Source organism: Rubripirellula amarantea, from assembly GCF_007859865.1.
In the GTDB taxonomy this organism is placed as follows: Bacteria; Planctomycetota; Planctomycetia; order Pirellulales; family Pirellulaceae; genus Rubripirellula; species Rubripirellula amarantea.
Genome location: NZ_SJPI01000001.1, coordinates 818,416 through 835,904, shown reverse-complemented (window position 1 = coordinate 835,904; position 17,489 = coordinate 818,416). Strand labels below are relative to the sequence as shown.

Here is a 17,489-nt window from a genome sequence, read left to right as displayed (position 1 = left end):
GCTGGACTGTTGCCGCTGGACTAAGTCGAAGGTTGATCTTGATTGATGACAGGTCCTGGACGGTGTTCGGCAGCACTTTCGGGTGCCACGATCTTGCCGGGAACATCATTCTTTCGCATTCGAACCTGGATCGACTCACCAATCAGGTCAGTCAGTTCGGCTTCGCCAAGTTCTTCATGTTCCAACAGAGCGCGAGTAATCTTTTCGAGTTCGCTACGATGTTCGCGAAGTAGTTGCTCGGCCTTTTGGTCGGCCTCCATCAACAATCGGGCAACCTCTTCATCAACCAGTTCTTGCGTGTGCTCGCTGAATTGACGTGACTGATGAATTTCGCGTCCGAGGAACGGGTCTTCATCGCTGGTCTTGTAACTTACCGGACCGATCTTAGGGCTCATTCCCCAATGAGTGACCATCCGACGAGCAATGCTGGTTGCCCGTTCGAGGTCGTTCTCGGCACCGACGCATGTTTCGCTGTAGATAATCTTCTCGGCAGCTCGGCCCCCGAGTAGCACGATCAACTGATGTTCAAGCTCTCGTTTGGAAACACTCAGACGATCTTCGTTGGGGACATACTGAGTGACACCTAAAGCGCGACCGCGAGGAATGATCGTGACTTTATGAACGATGTGAGCACCATCAAGGTGCCAAGCGGTCAACGTGTGTCCCGCTTCGTGGTAAGCGGTCTTTTCCTTTTCGCTTTCTTGAAGGACTTCCTCGCGTTTGGCACCCATTAGGATCTTATCGCGAGCGTAGTCAAAGTCGCTCATGTCGACGATCTTCTTGTCGTTGCGGGCTGCCCACAACGCAGCCTCATTCACCATGTTGCGAATATCGGCACCGGTTAAGCCGACCGTGCCGGCGGCGAGGCGTCGAAGGTCGACGTCATCGGCCAACGGAACGTCGCGAACGTGCACCTTGAAGATCGCCTCGCGGCCCTTCATCGTGGGGCGACCGACTGTGATGTGTCGGTCAAAACGTCCGGGGCGAAGCAGAGCGGGGTCAAGCACATCGGGGCGGTTCGTGGCCGCTACCACAATGACAGCTTGGCTTCCGGTAAAGCCGTCCATTTCGCCAAGGATCTGGTTGAGCGTTTGTTCTCGCTCGTCGTGTCCACCACCCAGGCCGGCGCCTCGTTGACGGCCCACTGCGTCAATTTCGTCAATGAAAATGATCGCCGGGCTGTTTTCTTTGGCTGTTTTGAAGAGGTCACGCACTCGGCTAGCACCGACGCCGACAAACATTTGAATGAACTCACTACCGTTGACTGAAAAGAACGGCACGCCAGCTTCACCAGCGACGGCGCGAGCGAGCAACGTTTTCCCTGTTCCGGGAGGCCCATTGAGCAGCACACCCTTGGGAACCCGCCCACCCAACTTTTGAAACTTCTCGGGTGTCTTTAAGAAATCAACGATCTCTTGAAGGTCGGCTTTAACCCCCTCGAGTCCCGCAACATCGTCAAACGAGATCATTTTCTCGCTCGCTTCGAACCGCTTGGCAGGACTTTTGCTGAATCCAGACAGGAATCCACCGCCCATGATGTCGCTACGGGTTCGCCGCAGCATCATGAAGAAGAACAGCAACACCGCCAAAGGCAACCCGACCATCGCCAAGAAGTAAAGCAACTGAGCGGTGTTGTCACGAGGCGCATAGCCGTAGTCGATCTTGGATTTGGAGTTTTCAAGTCGCTCTTCCAGCTTCACCACCCACCCAGCATCCGTAGGGCGACTGAATGCGAATTCCTTCAGGTACTTCTGTTCGTCGCCATCGCTGCCGGTGGCCAATGCCGTTTCGGCCTTCGCGGATGCCGGAATATCGGGCCGAATCTTAAATTCACCAATTACCCGATCCTCGTCGATTCGAACTCGCTCGATATTTTCTTTTTCGAGCTGTTCGAGGAAGAAACTGGCTGAAACGACCGAGCGATCATCCGTGCGGCTGTAGAAAAGCATCATGACCAGCGCAGCCAAGATCAAAGCGATCAGCAGCGAGTTATTGCCGCGTCGAGCGGGCTGAGCTTCTTGGCCTGGAGGTGTTTTTTCGTTGTTCTGATTATCCATGAGCTGATTTTCAGCCTTATTTTCCGTCAAGTTTTTCGAGAGCGTCGGCAAATCAGGTCTTCCAAAGACCGCCGGCCACGTAATTGTAGTGCTTGGCAAGCTAAGTGACTAACCGACACTGGTCGATGTGGTCAACGCGGCCGATAATCGTTGTCGAGCCGGCTCGTCGCTAATCCATTCCAGCGAGACCGATTGGCCGTTATTTGCTGCCCAGATCAAGTCTTCTAGCAGCGACTCTACGCCGCACCGTCGAATCGCTGCAATTTGCGTTTCACTGTAACCATCGCGAAACAGCCGCCAAGTCCAGTAAGCGTCGGCTGAGGCCTCTGAACTAAGCGTGCCGGCGGCTCGGGCGGTCACGTCACTGGGTTGGTCCGTGTGAACCGCAGAAGGTGCTTCCGTTTCCGAACAAGGCTCGTTTTCCAATGCCGACGGGTCTTGGGTAGCAAGCGCCAGCTCAGATTCCGGTTCCAAATTCAGCTCTGGTTCTTGAATTAGCTCGGAACCTGAGACTAGCTCAGGTTCTAAAATCTCAGGTTCTGGGATTTCAAGCTCTGAAACTTCAGGCTCTGGGATTAGTTCAGAAGACGGCAATTCGGCAACTTCGTCACGGGACCGCATGAAGCCGGTGATCAGTTCGACGATGTCGTACCCAAACTGCTCCATCGTCGCGGGGCCGATGCCGGAAATGACCTCAAGTTCCGACGTCGACATCGGACGGACTTCGGAAAGACGTTCGAGCGTCGCATTGGTCAGAATACGGAATGCTGGGATTCCCAAAGCCGCCGATTGTTTCCTTCGCCAGCGTTTGATTGTTTCCAGCAATTCCTTGGTCGTTTCATCTTCGGCGTTTGGACTTCCCTCGCAGGAACTTTCGTTGTCGGTTCCTGCTGATTCGGTTTGGATGTCGCCGGTTTCCAACTTGGCAACGGAATTGGCCAGCAGTTTCGCTAAAGGAAACGACATCTGAATGGTCGCTGGAACATCCACTTTTCCAAGCATCACTTCGCGGCCAGCGTCAGTGATATGAAGGGTGGGACGACGCTCGCTGACCTCTTTTTGTTCCAACATGCCCGCGGCGATCAGCACATCCATCACGTCAACCACTTGCGATTGCTTGAGCGACGAAAGCAATCCATAGGTACTCAGCCGATTCAGACGCAATTGTTGGAGCTTCTTGTTTTTCGACCCGCACAACATTTGAGCGACAAGATTCTTGCCGAACCGGCCGTGCATTCGCGTGACACCGCTAAGCACGACACGGATGCCTCGGATGAGCGCTGCGGAGTCGACGCCTTTGATCTCGCTCGAAACGGAAACATCGCTACCTCGTCCCACCGAACCATCGAGAGGACTGCAGCGATCGCAAGTTCCACAGTTGGTTGCGTTGGCTTCACCGAAATATTGAAGCACCAAGCGTTGACGACAATTAGGTGTATTGGCGAATCCAATCACCGATTCGAGCTTGTCGAGTTCGGCTTTCTTACGGCGTTCTAGTTCTTCAAAGTCAATTTCGAGTTCATCGAAAGGCCGATCACGATGAATGAAGTGCACCGCCCTGCCCCGAAACGGCGGAACATAATCGAACGACCGAAGCTTTCGTAACTCGCGAAGTGTGCGAGCCAAGGGGTCTCGATCCACGCCCGCAAGTTCAGCTAAGCGATTGGGTTTGAAGTAAACGTCCTCATTGCGTCGCCGACCCACAATCTTTTCGATGGCCAGCATCACTTTGCGTCGTACTTTCGCTTCCTTGGGTAGGAAATCTAATAGCGTTGGAGCGTTCGAATCAATTCGCACCATCGCGTAACCGCCGGAAGGTTCCATTCGGCGAATCACCCCGGCGCGCGCAAGCAGCGTTTCCGCGGTGCCCACCGCTTCGCTGCCATCTTTAACGCCCGACCCTTGACGGACTTGTTCAAGCGTCATCTCGATAGGATCTTCTTCAAGAGAAAGCAAATACTCGTATACTTTCTTTACCGTTTCCCGAGACGGATAACGGCTGTCGATGAAGAACTCTTGGATGTAGCGATCTTGATACGAAAACAGCAATTCGCAATCGCTGTTCTTGCCGTCACGTCCGGCTCGCCCTGCTTCTTGGTAATACGCTTCTAGGCTGCCGGGTAAGTTGTAGTGAACGACGTATCGGATGTCGGACTTATCGATACCCATACCGAACGCATTGGTTGCCACGATCGCGGACAACTTACCCTTCATGAACGCTTCTTGCACTTTGTGTCGCTGGTTGGGATCTAAACCAGCGTGGTAGACGCCAATCGGACGTCCGACTTTCTCGGGAAGCCATTCGGCAAGCTCTTCGCAACGCTTACGCGTGGCCGCATAGATGATCCCCGAACCGGTTTGCTGTTGCAGATAGCTCGTCAGTCGTGAATCTTTTTCGCCATCGGTCTTGGAATGATGAACAGAGAATCGCAAATTGGTTCGAGCGAATCCGGTTACGAACGTCTTGGGCTCATGCAGTCCCAGCAACGATACGATGTCGTCACGTACGAACGGTGTGGCGGTCGCAGTTAAGGCAATGGTTTGCACATTGCCGAGATACTTTTGGCGAAAGATTCCTAGGCGAGAATAGTCAGGCCGAAAATCGTGACCCCATTCGCTGACGCAGTGCGCTTCATCAACCGCCAACAGCGTGACGTTGGCGGAACTGATGGCTTCTAAAAAGCGGCTGTTGCGCAATCGTTCGGGGGCGATGTAGACCAGATCGAGTAGGCCCGCAGCCATCTCGTTCATCACTTCGGTTTGTTCGCTCGCCGAAAGGCTACTGTTAATGAGCTTTGCTCGGATGCCGAGCGATTGCAATGAATCGACTTGGTCCTTCATCAAAGCGATCAATGGCGAAACCACAATCGTAGTTCCTTGGCGAGCCAGGCTAGGCAATTGATAGCACAGGCTTTTTCCACCCCCAGTGGGCATCACACACATGACATCCGAACCATGGTGAACCGCTTCAACGACGTCACGTTGCCCAGGACGGAAGCTATCGAGGCCAAATTTTGGCAGGAAGGATGCGAGGTCAGTGTTGCCAGCCATGACGATACACGATGCAATAGATACAGACGGATTCGAATTCGGCCACCAGTATAGGGTTTACAAGATGCAAGACGAAGCGACCTACATTTGCGATAGTTGCGGCGAAGAAATTGTCATCCCGCTGGATCCAGTCGCTGGCCGTAGCCAATCCTACGTGGAAGATTGCCCCGTATGCTGCAATCCAAGCGTGATCCATGTCGAGTGGGACGAGGACGAACCTCGCGTTTGGGCCGAAGCGGAACAAGACCTCAACTAGGCATTCGATTCGGTGCTGGACTGTGTTGATCAGATCCAGAGTTGTTGAGTTGATCAGAACCAGCCTTGATCCATCAGAACCACCCGCGATTGATCAGAACCACCCCAGCGAAACGAGTGAGTACCGCACCACCAAACCGGCGACAACGACACTGACCATGCTCATTAACTTGATCAAGATGTTGAGGCTTGGTCCGGAAGTGTCTTTGAAGGGATCACCAACTGTGTCGCCGACGATAGCCGCTTTGTGAGCGTCGCTACCTTTGCCGCCGTGATGGCCGGCTTCAATGTACTTTTTGGCGTTGTCCCATGAACCACCGCTGTTGGCCATGAACACGGCAAGACAAAAGCCTGCGGTGAGGCAACCGGTCAACAATCCGAGAACTCCAGCGACTCCCAGAATCAATCCGGTTCCGATCGGCAACGTCAATCCAATCACGCTGGGCAGAATCATCTCGCGTTGAGCAGCCTTGGTGCTGATCGAAACCGGGCGTTCATAATCGGGCTTCGCTGTTCCATCGAGGATTCCAGGATTTTCGACAAACTGCCTTCGCACTTCCAGCACCATTCCTTGGGCCGCTCGACCTACCGATTTCATGGTCAATGCGCAGAACAAAAACGCACTCATCGCGCCCAGAAACGTTCCAATTAGCACACGTGGGTTAATCAAAGTCGCGTCATAGAACGTTAAGAAATCACGCAAGCTCGCGTCCTTAGCCGAGACAATCATCGCGTCATTGGTGAACAGTTTGCCAAAGTGGTTTGTCCCGGGGAGTTCGGCAACGCTATCGTCTATCTTTCCGTTCGCTGCTGCTTTCCATTCTCGATGTTCCACTGATCGATCCGCAGAGGGTTCAAGGATCAAGTAGGTTTGGTTTGTTTCGCCCCGCTTTTGAACCAAGATTTGTGGCGAGACTCGATAGAGCCCGTCTGCGGTTTCCTCCATTGCCACCTCGTCTCCCCAACGCACAAATCCATCACGAACACTCTCGACGTACGCCGCGAGGAGTGCCAATGCGGTTAGTGCGGCGGATCCGATGGCGAATCCTTTACCGGTGGCTGCGGTCGTGTTGCCCAAACTATCCAAGGCGTCGGTGCGAGCGCGAACGGTGGATTCGAGTCCTGACATTTCAGCATTGCCGCCCGCGTTGTCAGCGATTGGCCCATAGGCATCCGTCGCCAAAGTAATTCCAAGTGTGCTAAGCATTCCCACAGCTGCGATGCCGACACCGTACAGACCAAGAGAAAAGAAGGTTGGTTCGTTGAACTGTCCGCCGGTGGCAAATCCGAATGAAGCCAACATCGCTGCGCAAATCACGACCACCGGAGCCCACGTGCTCATCATGCCATCGGCGATTCCATTGATCAGGATTGTTGCCGATCCCGTTTCCGCCTGTTCAGCTAACTTTTGAGTCGAAGTGTATTCATCGCTCGTCACTCGCTCAGTCCACTGGCCGATTAACCAGCCCGCCAATAATCCAATCACAATGCTGCAGGAAATGCCCGGCAGGAACCCGAACAAGAGTGTTCCTGGAATGGCGGGCATCAAAAAGTACGTAACGATGATCGAGGCAATGACGACCAACAACGTCGATCGGTTGATTCCACGAGCGAGTGAATGAAGCAGCGACTTTTGCGATAGTTGGTCGCCCGCTTTGACCGCGAACACACCAATCATCGACAAAGGGATCCCGGCGGCAGCAATCGCGATGGGAAGTAGCAGGCCCTGCAATTGTGCCGTTGTGGTATCCATGCCTTCCGGGAGTTCAGATAGTTGGCTCATCGCAGCAACCCCTAGCGCAGATGCCGCTAGGATGGATCCGCAATACGATTCGTACAAATCCGCGCCCATGCCGGCGACGTCACCGACGTTGTCGCCCACGTTGTCCGCAATCGTCGCGGGGTTGCGAGGTGAATCCTCCGCCATGCTTTGTTCCACTTTACCGACCAAGTCGGCGCCCACATCCGCCGCCTTGGTGAAGATGCCGCCGCCCACTCTTGCGAATAGTGCCTGCGCACTTGCTCCCATTCCAAACGAAAGCATTGCGACGCTAATCTCGGCCAAAGTCATCGGTGTGTCGCTCCACAGCGGAACGCAGTAATACAAAACCACAAACCATACGGTGATGTAGAGCAAGCCGAGCCCAACCACGGTAAGCCCCATCACGGCGCCGCTGCGAAATGCGATTTGCAATCCGTCGTTGAGAGAGATGCGAGCCGCTGCTGCGGTTCGTCCGCTCGCTTGAGTGGCGGTGCGCATTCCAAACCAACCTGCCAAACCGCTAAAAAAGCCGCCGGTCAAAAAAGCGATCGGCACATAGGGTCCGATGACGTTCATGCCAAAGGCTGCCACGCTCAATAAAATGGCCACCAGCACAAACACGATGGCAACCACGCGGTTTTGTTGTCGCAAATAGGCATCAGAGCCCTGGCGAACGCTTTCCGCGATTTCACGCATCAGCTCAGTGCCTTCGTCGGCACTCATCATTTCGACAAAGAATCGCCTGGCCCAAAACAAGGCCAAGGCTGATGCCGCGAACGCTAACCCCAGAACAATCACAGCCATCATGATGCAAGCTCCTGCCGATTGATTTCCCACCTTGGCACTGAGCAAACTTGTGGCCAAGGCTCTGGTGCTACTTTATCACGCTTTGAGTGATAGCGGGCGATCGGCAAAGAAGTGGCAAGTCACAAGATGTGTCGATTCGATTGTGTTTTTGATTCGTGTTTTTAAATACGGCTGAGGCCATTTGACGCAGATCGGGTCGTTGGTGATCAGGGACGGTTTGATTGACCAGATTTGGCATGCGAATTAGACTAAAGGCACGGTGTCGACCCGACGTCGTCTTGTCTTTCTGCATTCGCAGCAGTCCAAAATAGCGATCCTTTCATGGCTTCGGACCCTTCTTTTCCACGAACCGACGGATCGACGATTCCAAGATCGGCCGATAATGATCTGCCGCTGCCCGATGACGCGACTGCGAAAGCGGCCCTACCACCGGCACAACCCGAACATCTTGAATCGCCACTTGGAAATGATGGCCAAGAAATTCTCGAAGACGCCCAGACGGTAATTCGTGCTTCGTCTGTCAAAAGTCATTCACCAGCGAACTCGGATAACCGACGCCAAACGCCCGCCGCGGTCGCACAAGTTTTAGTAGGGCAGCATCTCGATCACTTTCGCATCGACGCATTGATCGGTGGTGGCGGCATGGGCGCTGTGTTTCGTGCGCATGATGAACAACTCGATCGCACGGTCGCTATCAAGGTCATACCCTTCGTTGGTGACGATCCGGAACTGCAACGCCGGTTTCGAAACGAATCGCAAAGTGCCGCCAAGCTCGACCACCCTCAGATCGCCAAAGTGTTTGGAGCGGGCAATCGCGCGCAGTGGCACTACATTGTTTTTGAGTATGTCGAGGGCACGAACATTCGTGATTGGGTCAATAGCAATGGTGTGCTGCCGATCGATGAAGCTGTTTTTTATACCGCTCAGTTAGCCGATGCACTTCAACATACGGCGGATCGCGGTATCGTTCATCGCGACGTCAAGCCATCAAACGTTTTGATCAGCAGTGAAGGCACCATCAAGCTTGTCGACATGGGACTTGCTCGAAGTGAAAACCTAGATCTCAGCGAGGACATGACGGCCAGTGGCGTCACGTTGGGAACGTTCGATTACATCTCACCTGAACAAGCCCAGAATCCGCGGGACGCGGACTTGCGCAGCGACATCTATTCGCTCGGCTGCACTCTTTACTTCATGCTCACGGGCAGTCCGCCGTATCCCGGTGGAACGATGTTGCAAAAGTTACTGAATCACGAAAGCTCGCCGTCACCGAATCCACGCGAGTTGCGAAGCGAGGTATCCACCAACCTGGCTGCCGTCATCGAAAAGATGCTGGCTAAGAAGCCTGCCCGGCGCTATCAGAACTCTGCGGACCTGATCGCTGATCTTCGAGAAGTGGCTGTTCGGGACAATTTGAACCTGTCGTTAACGCTCGGATCCGGTGGCCTTGGTGCTTTGGGTGCCGAGCGGCCTCATTCACTGCTGTCACGGCTCGAACAGCACTTCCCTTGGGCGGCGGCTGTTTTGTTATTGCTGGTGATAGCTGGTTGGTTGCATTTGGAATCCGCGGTATCGCGAGCCGACATCAGCATCCCCAATGTGCCCAATCGCCTGATCATGTCGGAACTTGAAAACAAGACAAGTTCTGATTCGGCAGCCAGGGATGCCGTGCGCGGTTCGGCAGACTCACCGTTTTCAGAATCTGCGATGACCGCTTCGGCTGCAAATGGTGGCGTGTCAGTGGGGCCTGCGAGCGATTCTTTGACGAACTCGAATCTTCAAACAGAGTCCCCGTCGGCGCTTCCATTTCCCGAAACCTTGTCGGACCCTCAAGCCCGCCCGTCGGCGGATGCTTCTCGATCAGCGGTAGCGATGGCTGAATCGGGAAGTCCACTCGATAGCAGTTCACGCGATAGCAGTACATCGATCCTTAGCGAAACAAGTAAGGTGATCGGAGCGGAATCGACAAGGATCATCGACGATGGCGATCGCTTGTTCGATGAAATGGGTATTGAGTTTGTGCCGGAACGAATACGAGTCTTCGGTGTTTCGGGGGCAGCGTCACTTCGCAAAGTGGGCGCTGGTGAATTGCGATTGACGTCGTTGCAACAAGCCGTCGACATTGCGAACCGATATCAACTTGAGCAAATTGAACTCGCCAGTTCGCAAATCGTCAGCTCACCATTGAAGATCAACACGGACAACATGCGTGTCTTCTCGTCGGTCGGCGGAACCGTGATTGAATTTGACTCAAACGATGTGGTCGCCATGCAGCGACCGGCGATGTGTTCGTTAGGATCAAGTATTATTGCGTTCGAGGGCGTTCACTTTGTTTGGGATGTCCCCGAAGGTGAAGTCGATGGTGGTTCGCTGTTCGAATTGGGACCGCGCAGCCAAACGCGGATGAGCCAGTGCACGATCACCGTCAACAATTCCGCGCTCCGAGATGAAGTTTATGCGTTTGATTACGTCACCGATCCTGAAAAATTGCCAACCGCGGCACAGCGTCGGTCCAGCAGTTCAGATCCGTTCCCGTTAGTGGAGTTGGATCTGAGCAATGTGATTGTGCGTGGTCAAATGACGATGATCCACATGGACTACGCGGCGCGTTTGTGGTTGAACTGGGATAACGGCCTTATGGCAGTGACTCGGTACATGATCGATACGTCGGGCGCACGTGAAGAGCTAACGACTAGTTCTGGTCCGATGAAACTTTCGCTGTCACGTGTTACCGCGAGAGCTTCGGCAGGCATCGGGCGGGTTCGACTAGGAGTCAGTGGTTCCTATCCGTTCTCGATTTATCGCATTGCCCGCAACAGTGTCTTTATCGTTGACCCAGGCGAACCACAATTCGAGTTCATTAACGTACCGTTGTCGGTCGGTACTGACGGCGTCATCGGTTCGGCCATCAGAGATTCCAGTATCAGTGCCAGTGGCGAAGGCGCGGTGCTGCGAATGGAGGGATCATCCAATGCGTATGTTGTTCAACCGACACTAGTGGACCCGATCCTTCGATTGACCTTTGCGGATGGGCAAGTGGTAACGACTCCGACAAGTGTGCTGGCTCAAGAGCCACGCGACTGGATGGATGAAAACCTTCCGCGGTGGAATGTCCTTTGGTCGTTGGGCGGTTTGCCCGATGGTCCCTTTAGCCTTCATCGCCCGGCGGACTATCGTCAGGACGAGACTTTGACGCCGGGATTTGACGAAAAATCACTGCCTTTGCCGCCTCTAGTTTCTCGATTCGGACCCGGTGCTTCGTCACGGGAACGGGTTTTCAAACCCCGCTGAGTTACGGTATTCAATTTGCTAGATTTGACATTTGGGGTCAGGCAGGCTTAATTAGGTCTCAGGGCGGGAGGTGAAAATCCCGCTTTTCCCACCTTAGCGGTCGATGAATTGTGTTTTGATCGTCAGAAACCGGTCATCCAATGGATTGACGTTGTCTTCACTACGATCACAATCTTTGAGTCATCTACCTCCCGTTTGACGCCTACCTTTTTTGAAAATCCCCAAGTATTGAAAACCCTCTTTGAACGAGACCGGGATTACGTAGTTCGGGGTTCTCAACCAAACCTACTCCACTGGAGAGAATGAATGAAACGATTGGTCATTTTGTTGGCATGTTCGATTGGCTTCGCAACCACTGCGATGGCAACCCCCGAGTTTGGCAAGCAATGGAAGAACGAGTTCGCACCCAAAGATGGCAATGAAGCCTTCTACAAGGAAGTTAAGAAGGTCAACTGCAACGTTTGCCACGTCAAAGATCACCCCGACAAGAAGAAGGCTCGCAACGAGTATGGCAAGGCGGTTCATGAGTTCTTGAAGAAGGAAGACTTTCCGAAGGACTACCTGAAAGAAAATCCAGAAGAGGCCAAAGCTAAGATCCTCGAAGGCTTCAAGAAAGCTAACGAGAAGGAAAGCGCCGACGGCAAGAAGTTCGGCGAGAAGATCGAAGCCCACGAGTTGCCAGCCACTGACGCTGGACTGTAAGTTCTTCGATCACGAAGGAAATACATCACAACGGCTCGCTTGGAAGTCCAACATCACGATCGCTGTCTGAATTATGATTCAGACAGCGATTTTTTTTTTGCCCACACGACTCATCGAGTCGGCGTTCCCTCCAACCAACTATCCCACCATGTCGATGAAGAATCTTTGCTGCGTCTTGCTATTCGTTTTCCCGTTGTGTGTTTCAGTACAAGGCCAGGAGGCGTTAGAAAATACGGTCGCCGTTGAGGCCGAATCTGGATTCGTTTCTCTCTTCGACGGAACGTCACTGAACGGATGGAAAAAGGCTGAAGAGAACTCTGATGCATGGCAAGTGGTTGATGGCATGTTGGTTTGTGAGGGCGAACGATGCCACCTGTTCTACGACGGCGAACTTGCACCGCTGAAGAACTTTCATTTTAAAGCCGACGTGATGACGACACCGGGAAGCAACGCCGGGATCTACTTTCACACCAAGTATCAAGCGACGGGATGGCCGAAGTATGGTTTCGAATGCCAAGTTAATGTCAGCCACAAAGACCCTAAGAAAACGAGCAGTCTGTACGCGGTCGAAAACGTCGACGCCGACCAATTGGCTGCCAACGGTATCCAGGACAACCAGTGGTACACACAAGAGATTATCGTCAAGGGAAATGAGGTGACTCTAAAGGTCAACGGCAAGACGATGGTCCAATACACTCAGCCCGAAGACCAAAAGGCATTTGACAAAAGCTTTGAGCGATTGTTGGGGGAAGGAACGTTCGCGTTACAAGCCCACGATCCGATGAGCAAGGTGTACTTCAAAAATCTTCGCGTCAAGCCTTTGGACTGAGGCCTCACGTAGCAATGCCGTTCAATCCTGCACCGATACTTAGTTGAACGCGCTAATTGATTGCCGTTTGATCATAGTGTTCACCGCCAGCTCGCGACCCGATGGCTCGACGTACACTTTCGTCCATCGAGTCGGTTAAGAAGTGAACGGAGCCATCGCAGAAGACGGAATGAACACCACCTTGGTGATAGCTTCCGGCCGACATTTCAAGCTCGCGTTTGACCGCGACAATTCGATTGGTTTGGTAGTACATCGAAAACAGAACTTCAGAAAAATCTGAACCCTGCGAGCGATCAAACTCTGGGTGGTAAAGAGCGTAGTGGTCGCAGATATCGCAATCGAAGAAATCAATGTACTTCGTCTCGGCCACCAGCACCGTGTGGGTAAGCCCATCGAGAATGGCGTTGAACTTGATGGCTGCGGGTTGAGGCGGAAGCCAGGGGCGGGACACGCAATTTGCAACCCGTAGCACTCCATTGGAATCATCCATCCCCTGCCCCGATGTCAGCGACGACGTGTAGCCGTTGCGGGTGACATTGCTGCCTGCATTTCCGAGATAGGAATTAATGGCACGCCCCGAGATGTCATCATCGGCAAGTGAGAAGTGGGTCGGTCCAGGTTGGCTCGGACATCGAAAGGTGGGGACCAACGTTCTGGCGAGCTCGCGGAAGCGGCTACCGTCGGGGGTTACGGTGGTGTTGTTGCCAAAGCCGGGTTCGCCTTGCGGAACGATCGCTGCGATCTGGTTTTGATCCAAGAACGGTAAGATGTCGGACGTCCAACTTTGCCCCCATCCGCCTTTGGCTCCCCAAGGCAGAGTTTTGTATGTTGATTCATAGTTGTGCATCGCCAAGCCAATTTGTTTGACCCGGTTTTGACACTGCACTCGTCTCGCCGCTTCACGAGCAGCTTGAACTGCGGGCAATAGCAACCCAACCAATATCGCGATGATGGCAATCACGACGAGAAGTTCAACGAGGGTAAAACCTTGGCGGTCGGTGCGGCTTGATCCTGCGTATTCTGATCCACACCAATGCCGCCATGCCCGGTTCGATGGGCATCGTTTGACGAGCCTCGGCATTGACGTAGCAGCAAGCATCTTTTTCCGACGGAAGCAAAGCGAGGAGGCTCGATCTGTCTCGTCCCACGCAATCGAATGACATCCGCATTCATTGCGGATCTTCAGTTGGCTGAACCTGGCAAAGTTGCCTCGGCCTAGCTCGTTCTACAGTTTGAACCCTCGGAGTGTTCAATTGAACCTGAGAAGCCTTGGAAAATCATGCAAATTTGGCCTACGGGCTGATGCTAGCGAGCGAGCACAAGGTCCACGATTCCGGAAAGGCCGCCACTGGACGATTTGCGGACTCGCAGGCGATCGCCGGGTTGAAGAGCGTAATCGCTTTCGGGTCGGACTTGGCGTCCGTCGGAGGTCATCTTGCAGTCCATCGGCATTCCGTTGATTGAGGATGGCGTGTGTCGGAACAATGTCGCCTCCATCGAACCCAATTTCTTGTCGACTCCTGATTGTGAGATCAACTGGCTGACGTACACACCGCGACCATCTTCCGGCAAAGGGAGAACGCGTACTGGCGGTTCGGCACCTTCGACGTGCAGCACGATCCCACCCTGTGTCTTGGCTTGGCGGGTCGCAAAATACACCATTTCGGACGCCGTACTGGGCAACGGGGCCGCTCCGTCGGTCGCGACGTAGTGATCGGTTGATTCTTCGGCTCCACCAAAACCGGGCATGGTTGGCAGGCCTGGTGTGGCCATCGTTTTGCTCGTCAGGACGTTCATCGAAGGCAAACGCAGTGCTGAACAGCCGCTAAGGCACAGTGCAAGACTGGATGCCAAGATCGGAACCATCGACAAGAAGCGTTGAAATTTTGTTTTCATGGGAGATAGCCGTGGGAGGACGTAGCTTCCGGAATCCGATGGTGATGAGCGTGTTGGAAGGGCTGACGCGTAAGGCGTACGAGCTTGGTTCGACCGCTATAGGTGCCCAAAACACGGGGATTTAGGCACGCAGCGGATCGGATTGGGGTGACTCGTCCGGCTTGGTAAGGTTTGCCGGTTAGGGTGTCTATCTGGTCCATCGGCACGAATTCCCGTGAACTTTAGACCGAACGGACTAATTTTTTCCTGCTTCACGGGAAGTCCGATGGTCTGTATATTGCCGGGCTTCCCAAAACAAACTCCCCCAAATCATTCATCACATACTGAGATTTTTCATGGCACGCCAATGTGAAGTCTGCGGCAAAAAAGTCCAAATGGGCAACCGCATCGAAACGCGTGGTAAAGCGAAATACCTTGGTGGCGTCGGTACCAAAGTCACCGGCATCACCCGTCGAAAGTTCATTCCGAACCTGCAAAAAGTTCACGTCACCACTCCGAGTGGCGAGAACAAGTCGATGCGGATTTGTGTTCAATGCATTCGCAGCGGTGTAGTGCGAAAGACGGTCAAAACCAAGCCGTTTGATGTCAGCGGAAAAGCAAGCAAGAAGTAGCTTGCCTGTATGACAGGCGGTTCGCTTGTCATTGTCTCCATGCTCTGCTGCTCTTACTGAGTGATTCGCGAATGTCCTTGTCCAACGATGATGTTGCCAAGCTAGCGTTGCTTGCGCGGTTGGAACTTTCGGCTGCCGAAGTTGAATCGGTCAGGCCGCAACTGGAAAGCATTCTCGGATTTGTTCACAAGCTTTCCGAGCTCGATACGGATAACGTCGAACCCATGACGACCGCGCTAGATGTCGACAATTGTTGGCGCGCGGATGAGTCGGTTGCTAGCCTCGATCGTAAAGACGCCCTGGCAAACGCTCCTTCTACTGACGACGAATACTTCCTCGTCCCGCCTGTGCTCGGGTCGGCAGCAGCGAAGCACTAGCGTGTTTTCCGGCGGTTCAGAATCTTTGCTTCCGCCGCTTGTTGCGATTGTCCTTGCCATCGCCACGCGGCGAGTCGTGCTGCCGCTGGCCTCGGGTGTGTTTGTCGGCTCGCTTTTGCTGGCTCGTAAAAACAGTGCGCCCTGGTGGGACAGCTTCAGCGTGTTTTATGAATCGATGTGGGTGTCGGTGTTTTCGACCACGCATCTGCAAGCGCTGTTGTTCAGCGTCTTGCTCGGCGCGATGGTGGGAGTATTGGAAGCCGGCGGAGGAATGCAGTGCTTGATCGCTAAGTTGTCCGGCCGTATTCGGACGCGGCGCGGTGGTCAGTGCCTAATCGCTGCGTCTGGTCTCGCTGTTTTCTTTGACGACTATGCCAACACGCTTTTGGTGGGTGGCACGATGCGCAGCACCGCCGACAAGTTCGGCATTTCACGAGAGAAGTTGGCTTACCTTGTCGATTCCACCGCGGCGCCTGTGGCTGGCTTATCGGTCGTCAGTACGTGGGCGATGATCGAGATCAGTTACATAGCCGACGGGCTTCGTATCGCGGGTGTTCCCGAAGGTACCGCCGCCTTTGAAATGTTCTTGCAGTCGATTGCCTATCGTTTTTATCCCTGGCTCGCCTTGGCGATGGTTTTCATTATCGCATGGACGGGACGCGACTTTGCAGGGATGGCCAAAGCTGAAAAAGCATCGCTTGCGATCCGAGATCAAACCTCCGATGAATCATCGGGGGAACGCGTTACCTCTTATCCTCGTCTGTTGTGGCTGGCGGCTGTTTTGCCCGTATGTGGGTGCGTGGCATCGGTGTTGATCGTATTGGTCGTCACTGGCATCGAGGGCGCCGACGTCGATAGGAATGGTACGTCGGGTTGGTTAAAGACGGTTAGCGATGTACTGGGCGAAGGCGACTCTTATCTGGCATTGATCGTAGGCGGAGCGGTCGGTTTGGTTTTGGCGTTTGGGCTGCACCGTATCATCGGATGGATTAGCTATCGGATACTCGGGATGGCTGTGCTGCGCGGGGCTAGCCAAATGATGCCTGCGATGTTGATCTTGTGGTTTGCTTGGGCGTTGTCCGCCATGACGGAGCCGGACAAGCTCGACACAGGCGGATACTTGGCGGCGGTTTTGTCCGAACGATTGGATCCACAATTGCTACCCACGGTAGTTTTTATGATTGCGGGTGCCATGGCATTTGCGACGGGAACCAGTTGGGGAACGATGGGAATCCTGACACCGCTTTCCGTTGCACTCGCGATTCGCTTGGATCCAGTTTCCGGTCCGGGCGGAGCGATTGCGTTATCGACATGCGGCGCTGTTTTAGCGGGCGCGATCTTTGGCGATCACTGCTCGCCAATTTCTGATACCACCGTATTGTCGAGTCGCGCTAGCGGTTGCGACCACTTGGCTCACGTGCGAACTCAGTTTCCCTACGCACTACTCGTTGGGATTGTCTGCGTCGCCGCCGGGACGATTCCCTCTGCTTTGAACGTTTCGCCATGGGTTTGTTTGGCGATGGGGGTGATAATGTTGCTAACACTCGTTCGCTTGTTGGGAAAGGCACCCGCTGAGAACGAGACCACTGAAAACGATACCTCTGAGAACGAGACTACTGAAAACGAGACCACTGAGAACGAGTCTGCGGGAAACCAAGCAACGGGAAACGACGCAGCGGGAAACTCGTCGGTAGACATCGCTTAGGTTCGGCCCTTTCAATCGCTTGTAACAATTACATCGTTGCATTGATTCAGCCTCTCATGCATGTCCGAGTCGGACAAATTTCAATCGCATGTTTCATTGTGGTTAGGTGGGGCCGTTGGCGATCGCCTCACTTAAGTTTGGCAACT

Annotated in this window: 12 protein-coding genes; 7 read left to right on the top strand and 5 right to left on the bottom strand. The window is 53.8% G+C overall.

Annotated features, from left to right (window positions below; translation table 11 throughout):
- Positions 1-20: 20 nt before the first annotated feature.
- Positions 21-2,057, bottom strand: a complete 2,037-nt coding sequence (gene ftsH, locus Pla22_RS03095; protein ID WP_146513303.1) for an ATP-dependent zinc metalloprotease FtsH — start codon at positions 2,055-2,057, stop codon at positions 21-23.
- Between the two features lie 108 nt (positions 2,058-2,165).
- Positions 2,166-5,108, bottom strand: a complete 2,943-nt coding sequence (locus Pla22_RS03090; RefSeq protein ID WP_146513302.1) for a RecQ family ATP-dependent DNA helicase — start codon at positions 5,106-5,108, stop codon at positions 2,166-2,168.
- Between Pla22_RS03090 and Pla22_RS03085 the strand changes: the two genes are divergently transcribed.
- Positions 5,107-5,364, top strand: coding sequence for a CPXCG motif-containing cysteine-rich protein (locus Pla22_RS03085; protein ID WP_242631764.1), 258 nt, complete (start codon positions 5,107-5,109; stop codon positions 5,362-5,364). The genes Pla22_RS03090 and Pla22_RS03085 overlap by 2 nt on opposite strands.
- A gap of 93 nt (positions 5,365-5,457) precedes the next feature.
- On the opposite strand, the gene Pla22_RS03080 is transcribed toward Pla22_RS03085, so the two are convergent.
- Positions 5,458-7,932 (bottom strand): sodium-translocating pyrophosphatase, encoded by a 2,475-nt coding sequence (locus Pla22_RS03080; protein ID WP_146513301.1) that lies wholly within the window; start codon positions 7,930-7,932, stop codon positions 5,458-5,460.
- A gap of 321 nt (positions 7,933-8,253) precedes the next feature.
- On the opposite strand from Pla22_RS03080, the gene Pla22_RS03075 reads away from it, so the two are divergent.
- The 3 genes from Pla22_RS03075 (at position 8,254) to Pla22_RS03065 (ending at position 12,754) form a co-directional block, all read left to right on the top strand.
- Entirely contained in the window at positions 8,254-11,223 is a 2,970-nt protein-coding gene (locus Pla22_RS03075) for a serine/threonine-protein kinase (RefSeq protein ID WP_146513300.1), read from the top strand.
- A 306-nt stretch (positions 11,224-11,529) separates the two neighbouring features.
- Positions 11,530-11,925: a hypothetical protein gene (locus tag Pla22_RS03070; RefSeq protein WP_146513299.1), complete on the top strand. Its 396-nt coding sequence runs from the start codon at positions 11,530-11,532 to the stop codon at positions 11,923-11,925.
- A gap of 148 nt (positions 11,926-12,073) precedes the next feature.
- Positions 12,074-12,754, top strand: coding sequence for a 3-keto-disaccharide hydrolase (locus tag Pla22_RS03065; protein ID WP_242631763.1), 681 nt, complete (start codon positions 12,074-12,076; stop codon positions 12,752-12,754).
- Positions 12,755-12,806: 52 nt separating this feature from the next.
- Here the strand turns inward: Pla22_RS03065 and Pla22_RS03060 are convergent, their stop codons facing one another.
- Both Pla22_RS03060 and Pla22_RS03055 read right to left on the bottom strand, forming a co-directional pair.
- On the bottom strand, positions 12,807-13,835 hold the full coding sequence (locus Pla22_RS03060) for a DUF1559 domain-containing protein (RefSeq protein ID WP_146515191.1): 1,029 nt from the start codon (positions 13,833-13,835) through the stop codon (positions 12,807-12,809).
- 224 nt (positions 13,836-14,059) lie between these two features.
- Positions 14,060-14,650, bottom strand: a complete 591-nt coding sequence (locus Pla22_RS03055; RefSeq protein ID WP_146513298.1) for a hypothetical protein — start codon at positions 14,648-14,650, stop codon at positions 14,060-14,062.
- A 335-nt stretch (positions 14,651-14,985) separates the two neighbouring features.
- On the opposite strand from Pla22_RS03055, the gene rpmB reads away from it, so the two are divergent.
- From rpmB to Pla22_RS03040, 3 genes are all read left to right on the top strand, one after another.
- Positions 14,986-15,261 (top strand): 50S ribosomal protein L28, encoded by a 276-nt coding sequence (rpmB, locus tag Pla22_RS03050; RefSeq protein WP_146513297.1) that lies wholly within the window; start codon positions 14,986-14,988, stop codon positions 15,259-15,261.
- Between the two features lie 71 nt (positions 15,262-15,332).
- The gene (gene gatC, locus Pla22_RS03045) at positions 15,333-15,638 is read left to right on the top strand and encodes an Asp-tRNA(Asn)/Glu-tRNA(Gln) amidotransferase subunit GatC (protein ID WP_146513296.1); all 306 of its coding nucleotides are present in this window, start codon (positions 15,333-15,335) and stop codon (positions 15,636-15,638) included.
- A 1-nt stretch (position 15,639) separates the two neighbouring features.
- On the top strand, positions 15,640-17,343 hold the full coding sequence (locus Pla22_RS03040; protein WP_242631762.1) for a Na+/H+ antiporter NhaC family protein: 1,704 nt from the start codon (positions 15,640-15,642) through the stop codon (positions 17,341-17,343).
- Positions 17,344-17,489: the final 146 nt, after the last annotated feature.

Bases quoted from the DNA above. Each gene is read 5' to 3' on its own strand.
- Pla22_RS03065 (WP_242631763.1), top strand. From the start codon at position 12,074: ATGTCGATGAAGAATCTTTGCTGCGTCTTGCTATTCGTTTTCCCGTTG.
- ftsH (WP_146513303.1), bottom strand. From the start codon at position 2,057: ATGGATAATCAGAACAACGAAAAAACACCTCCAGGCCAAGAAGCTCAG.
- Pla22_RS03080 (WP_146513301.1), bottom strand. From the start codon at position 7,932: ATGATGGCTGTGATTGTTCTGGGGTTAGCGTTCGCGGCATCAGCCTTG.
- Pla22_RS03075 (WP_146513300.1), top strand. From the start codon at position 8,254: ATGGCTTCGGACCCTTCTTTTCCACGAACCGACGGATCGACGATTCCA.
- gatC (WP_146513296.1), top strand. From the start codon at position 15,333: ATGTCCTTGTCCAACGATGATGTTGCCAAGCTAGCGTTGCTTGCGCGG.
- Pla22_RS03070 (WP_146513299.1), top strand. From the start codon at position 11,530: ATGAAACGATTGGTCATTTTGTTGGCATGTTCGATTGGCTTCGCAACC.
- Pla22_RS03060 (WP_146515191.1), bottom strand. From the start codon at position 13,835: ATGCCGAGGCTCGTCAAACGATGCCCATCGAACCGGGCATGGCGGCAT.
- Pla22_RS03055 (WP_146513298.1), bottom strand. From the start codon at position 14,650: ATGAAAACAAAATTTCAACGCTTCTTGTCGATGGTTCCGATCTTGGCA.
- Pla22_RS03090 (WP_146513302.1), bottom strand. From the start codon at position 5,108: ATGGCTGGCAACACTGACCTCGCATCCTTCCTGCCAAAATTTGGCCTC.
- Pla22_RS03085 (WP_242631764.1), top strand. From the start codon at position 5,107: ATGACGATACACGATGCAATAGATACAGACGGATTCGAATTCGGCCAC.
- rpmB (WP_146513297.1), top strand. From the start codon at position 14,986: ATGGCACGCCAATGTGAAGTCTGCGGCAAAAAAGTCCAAATGGGCAAC.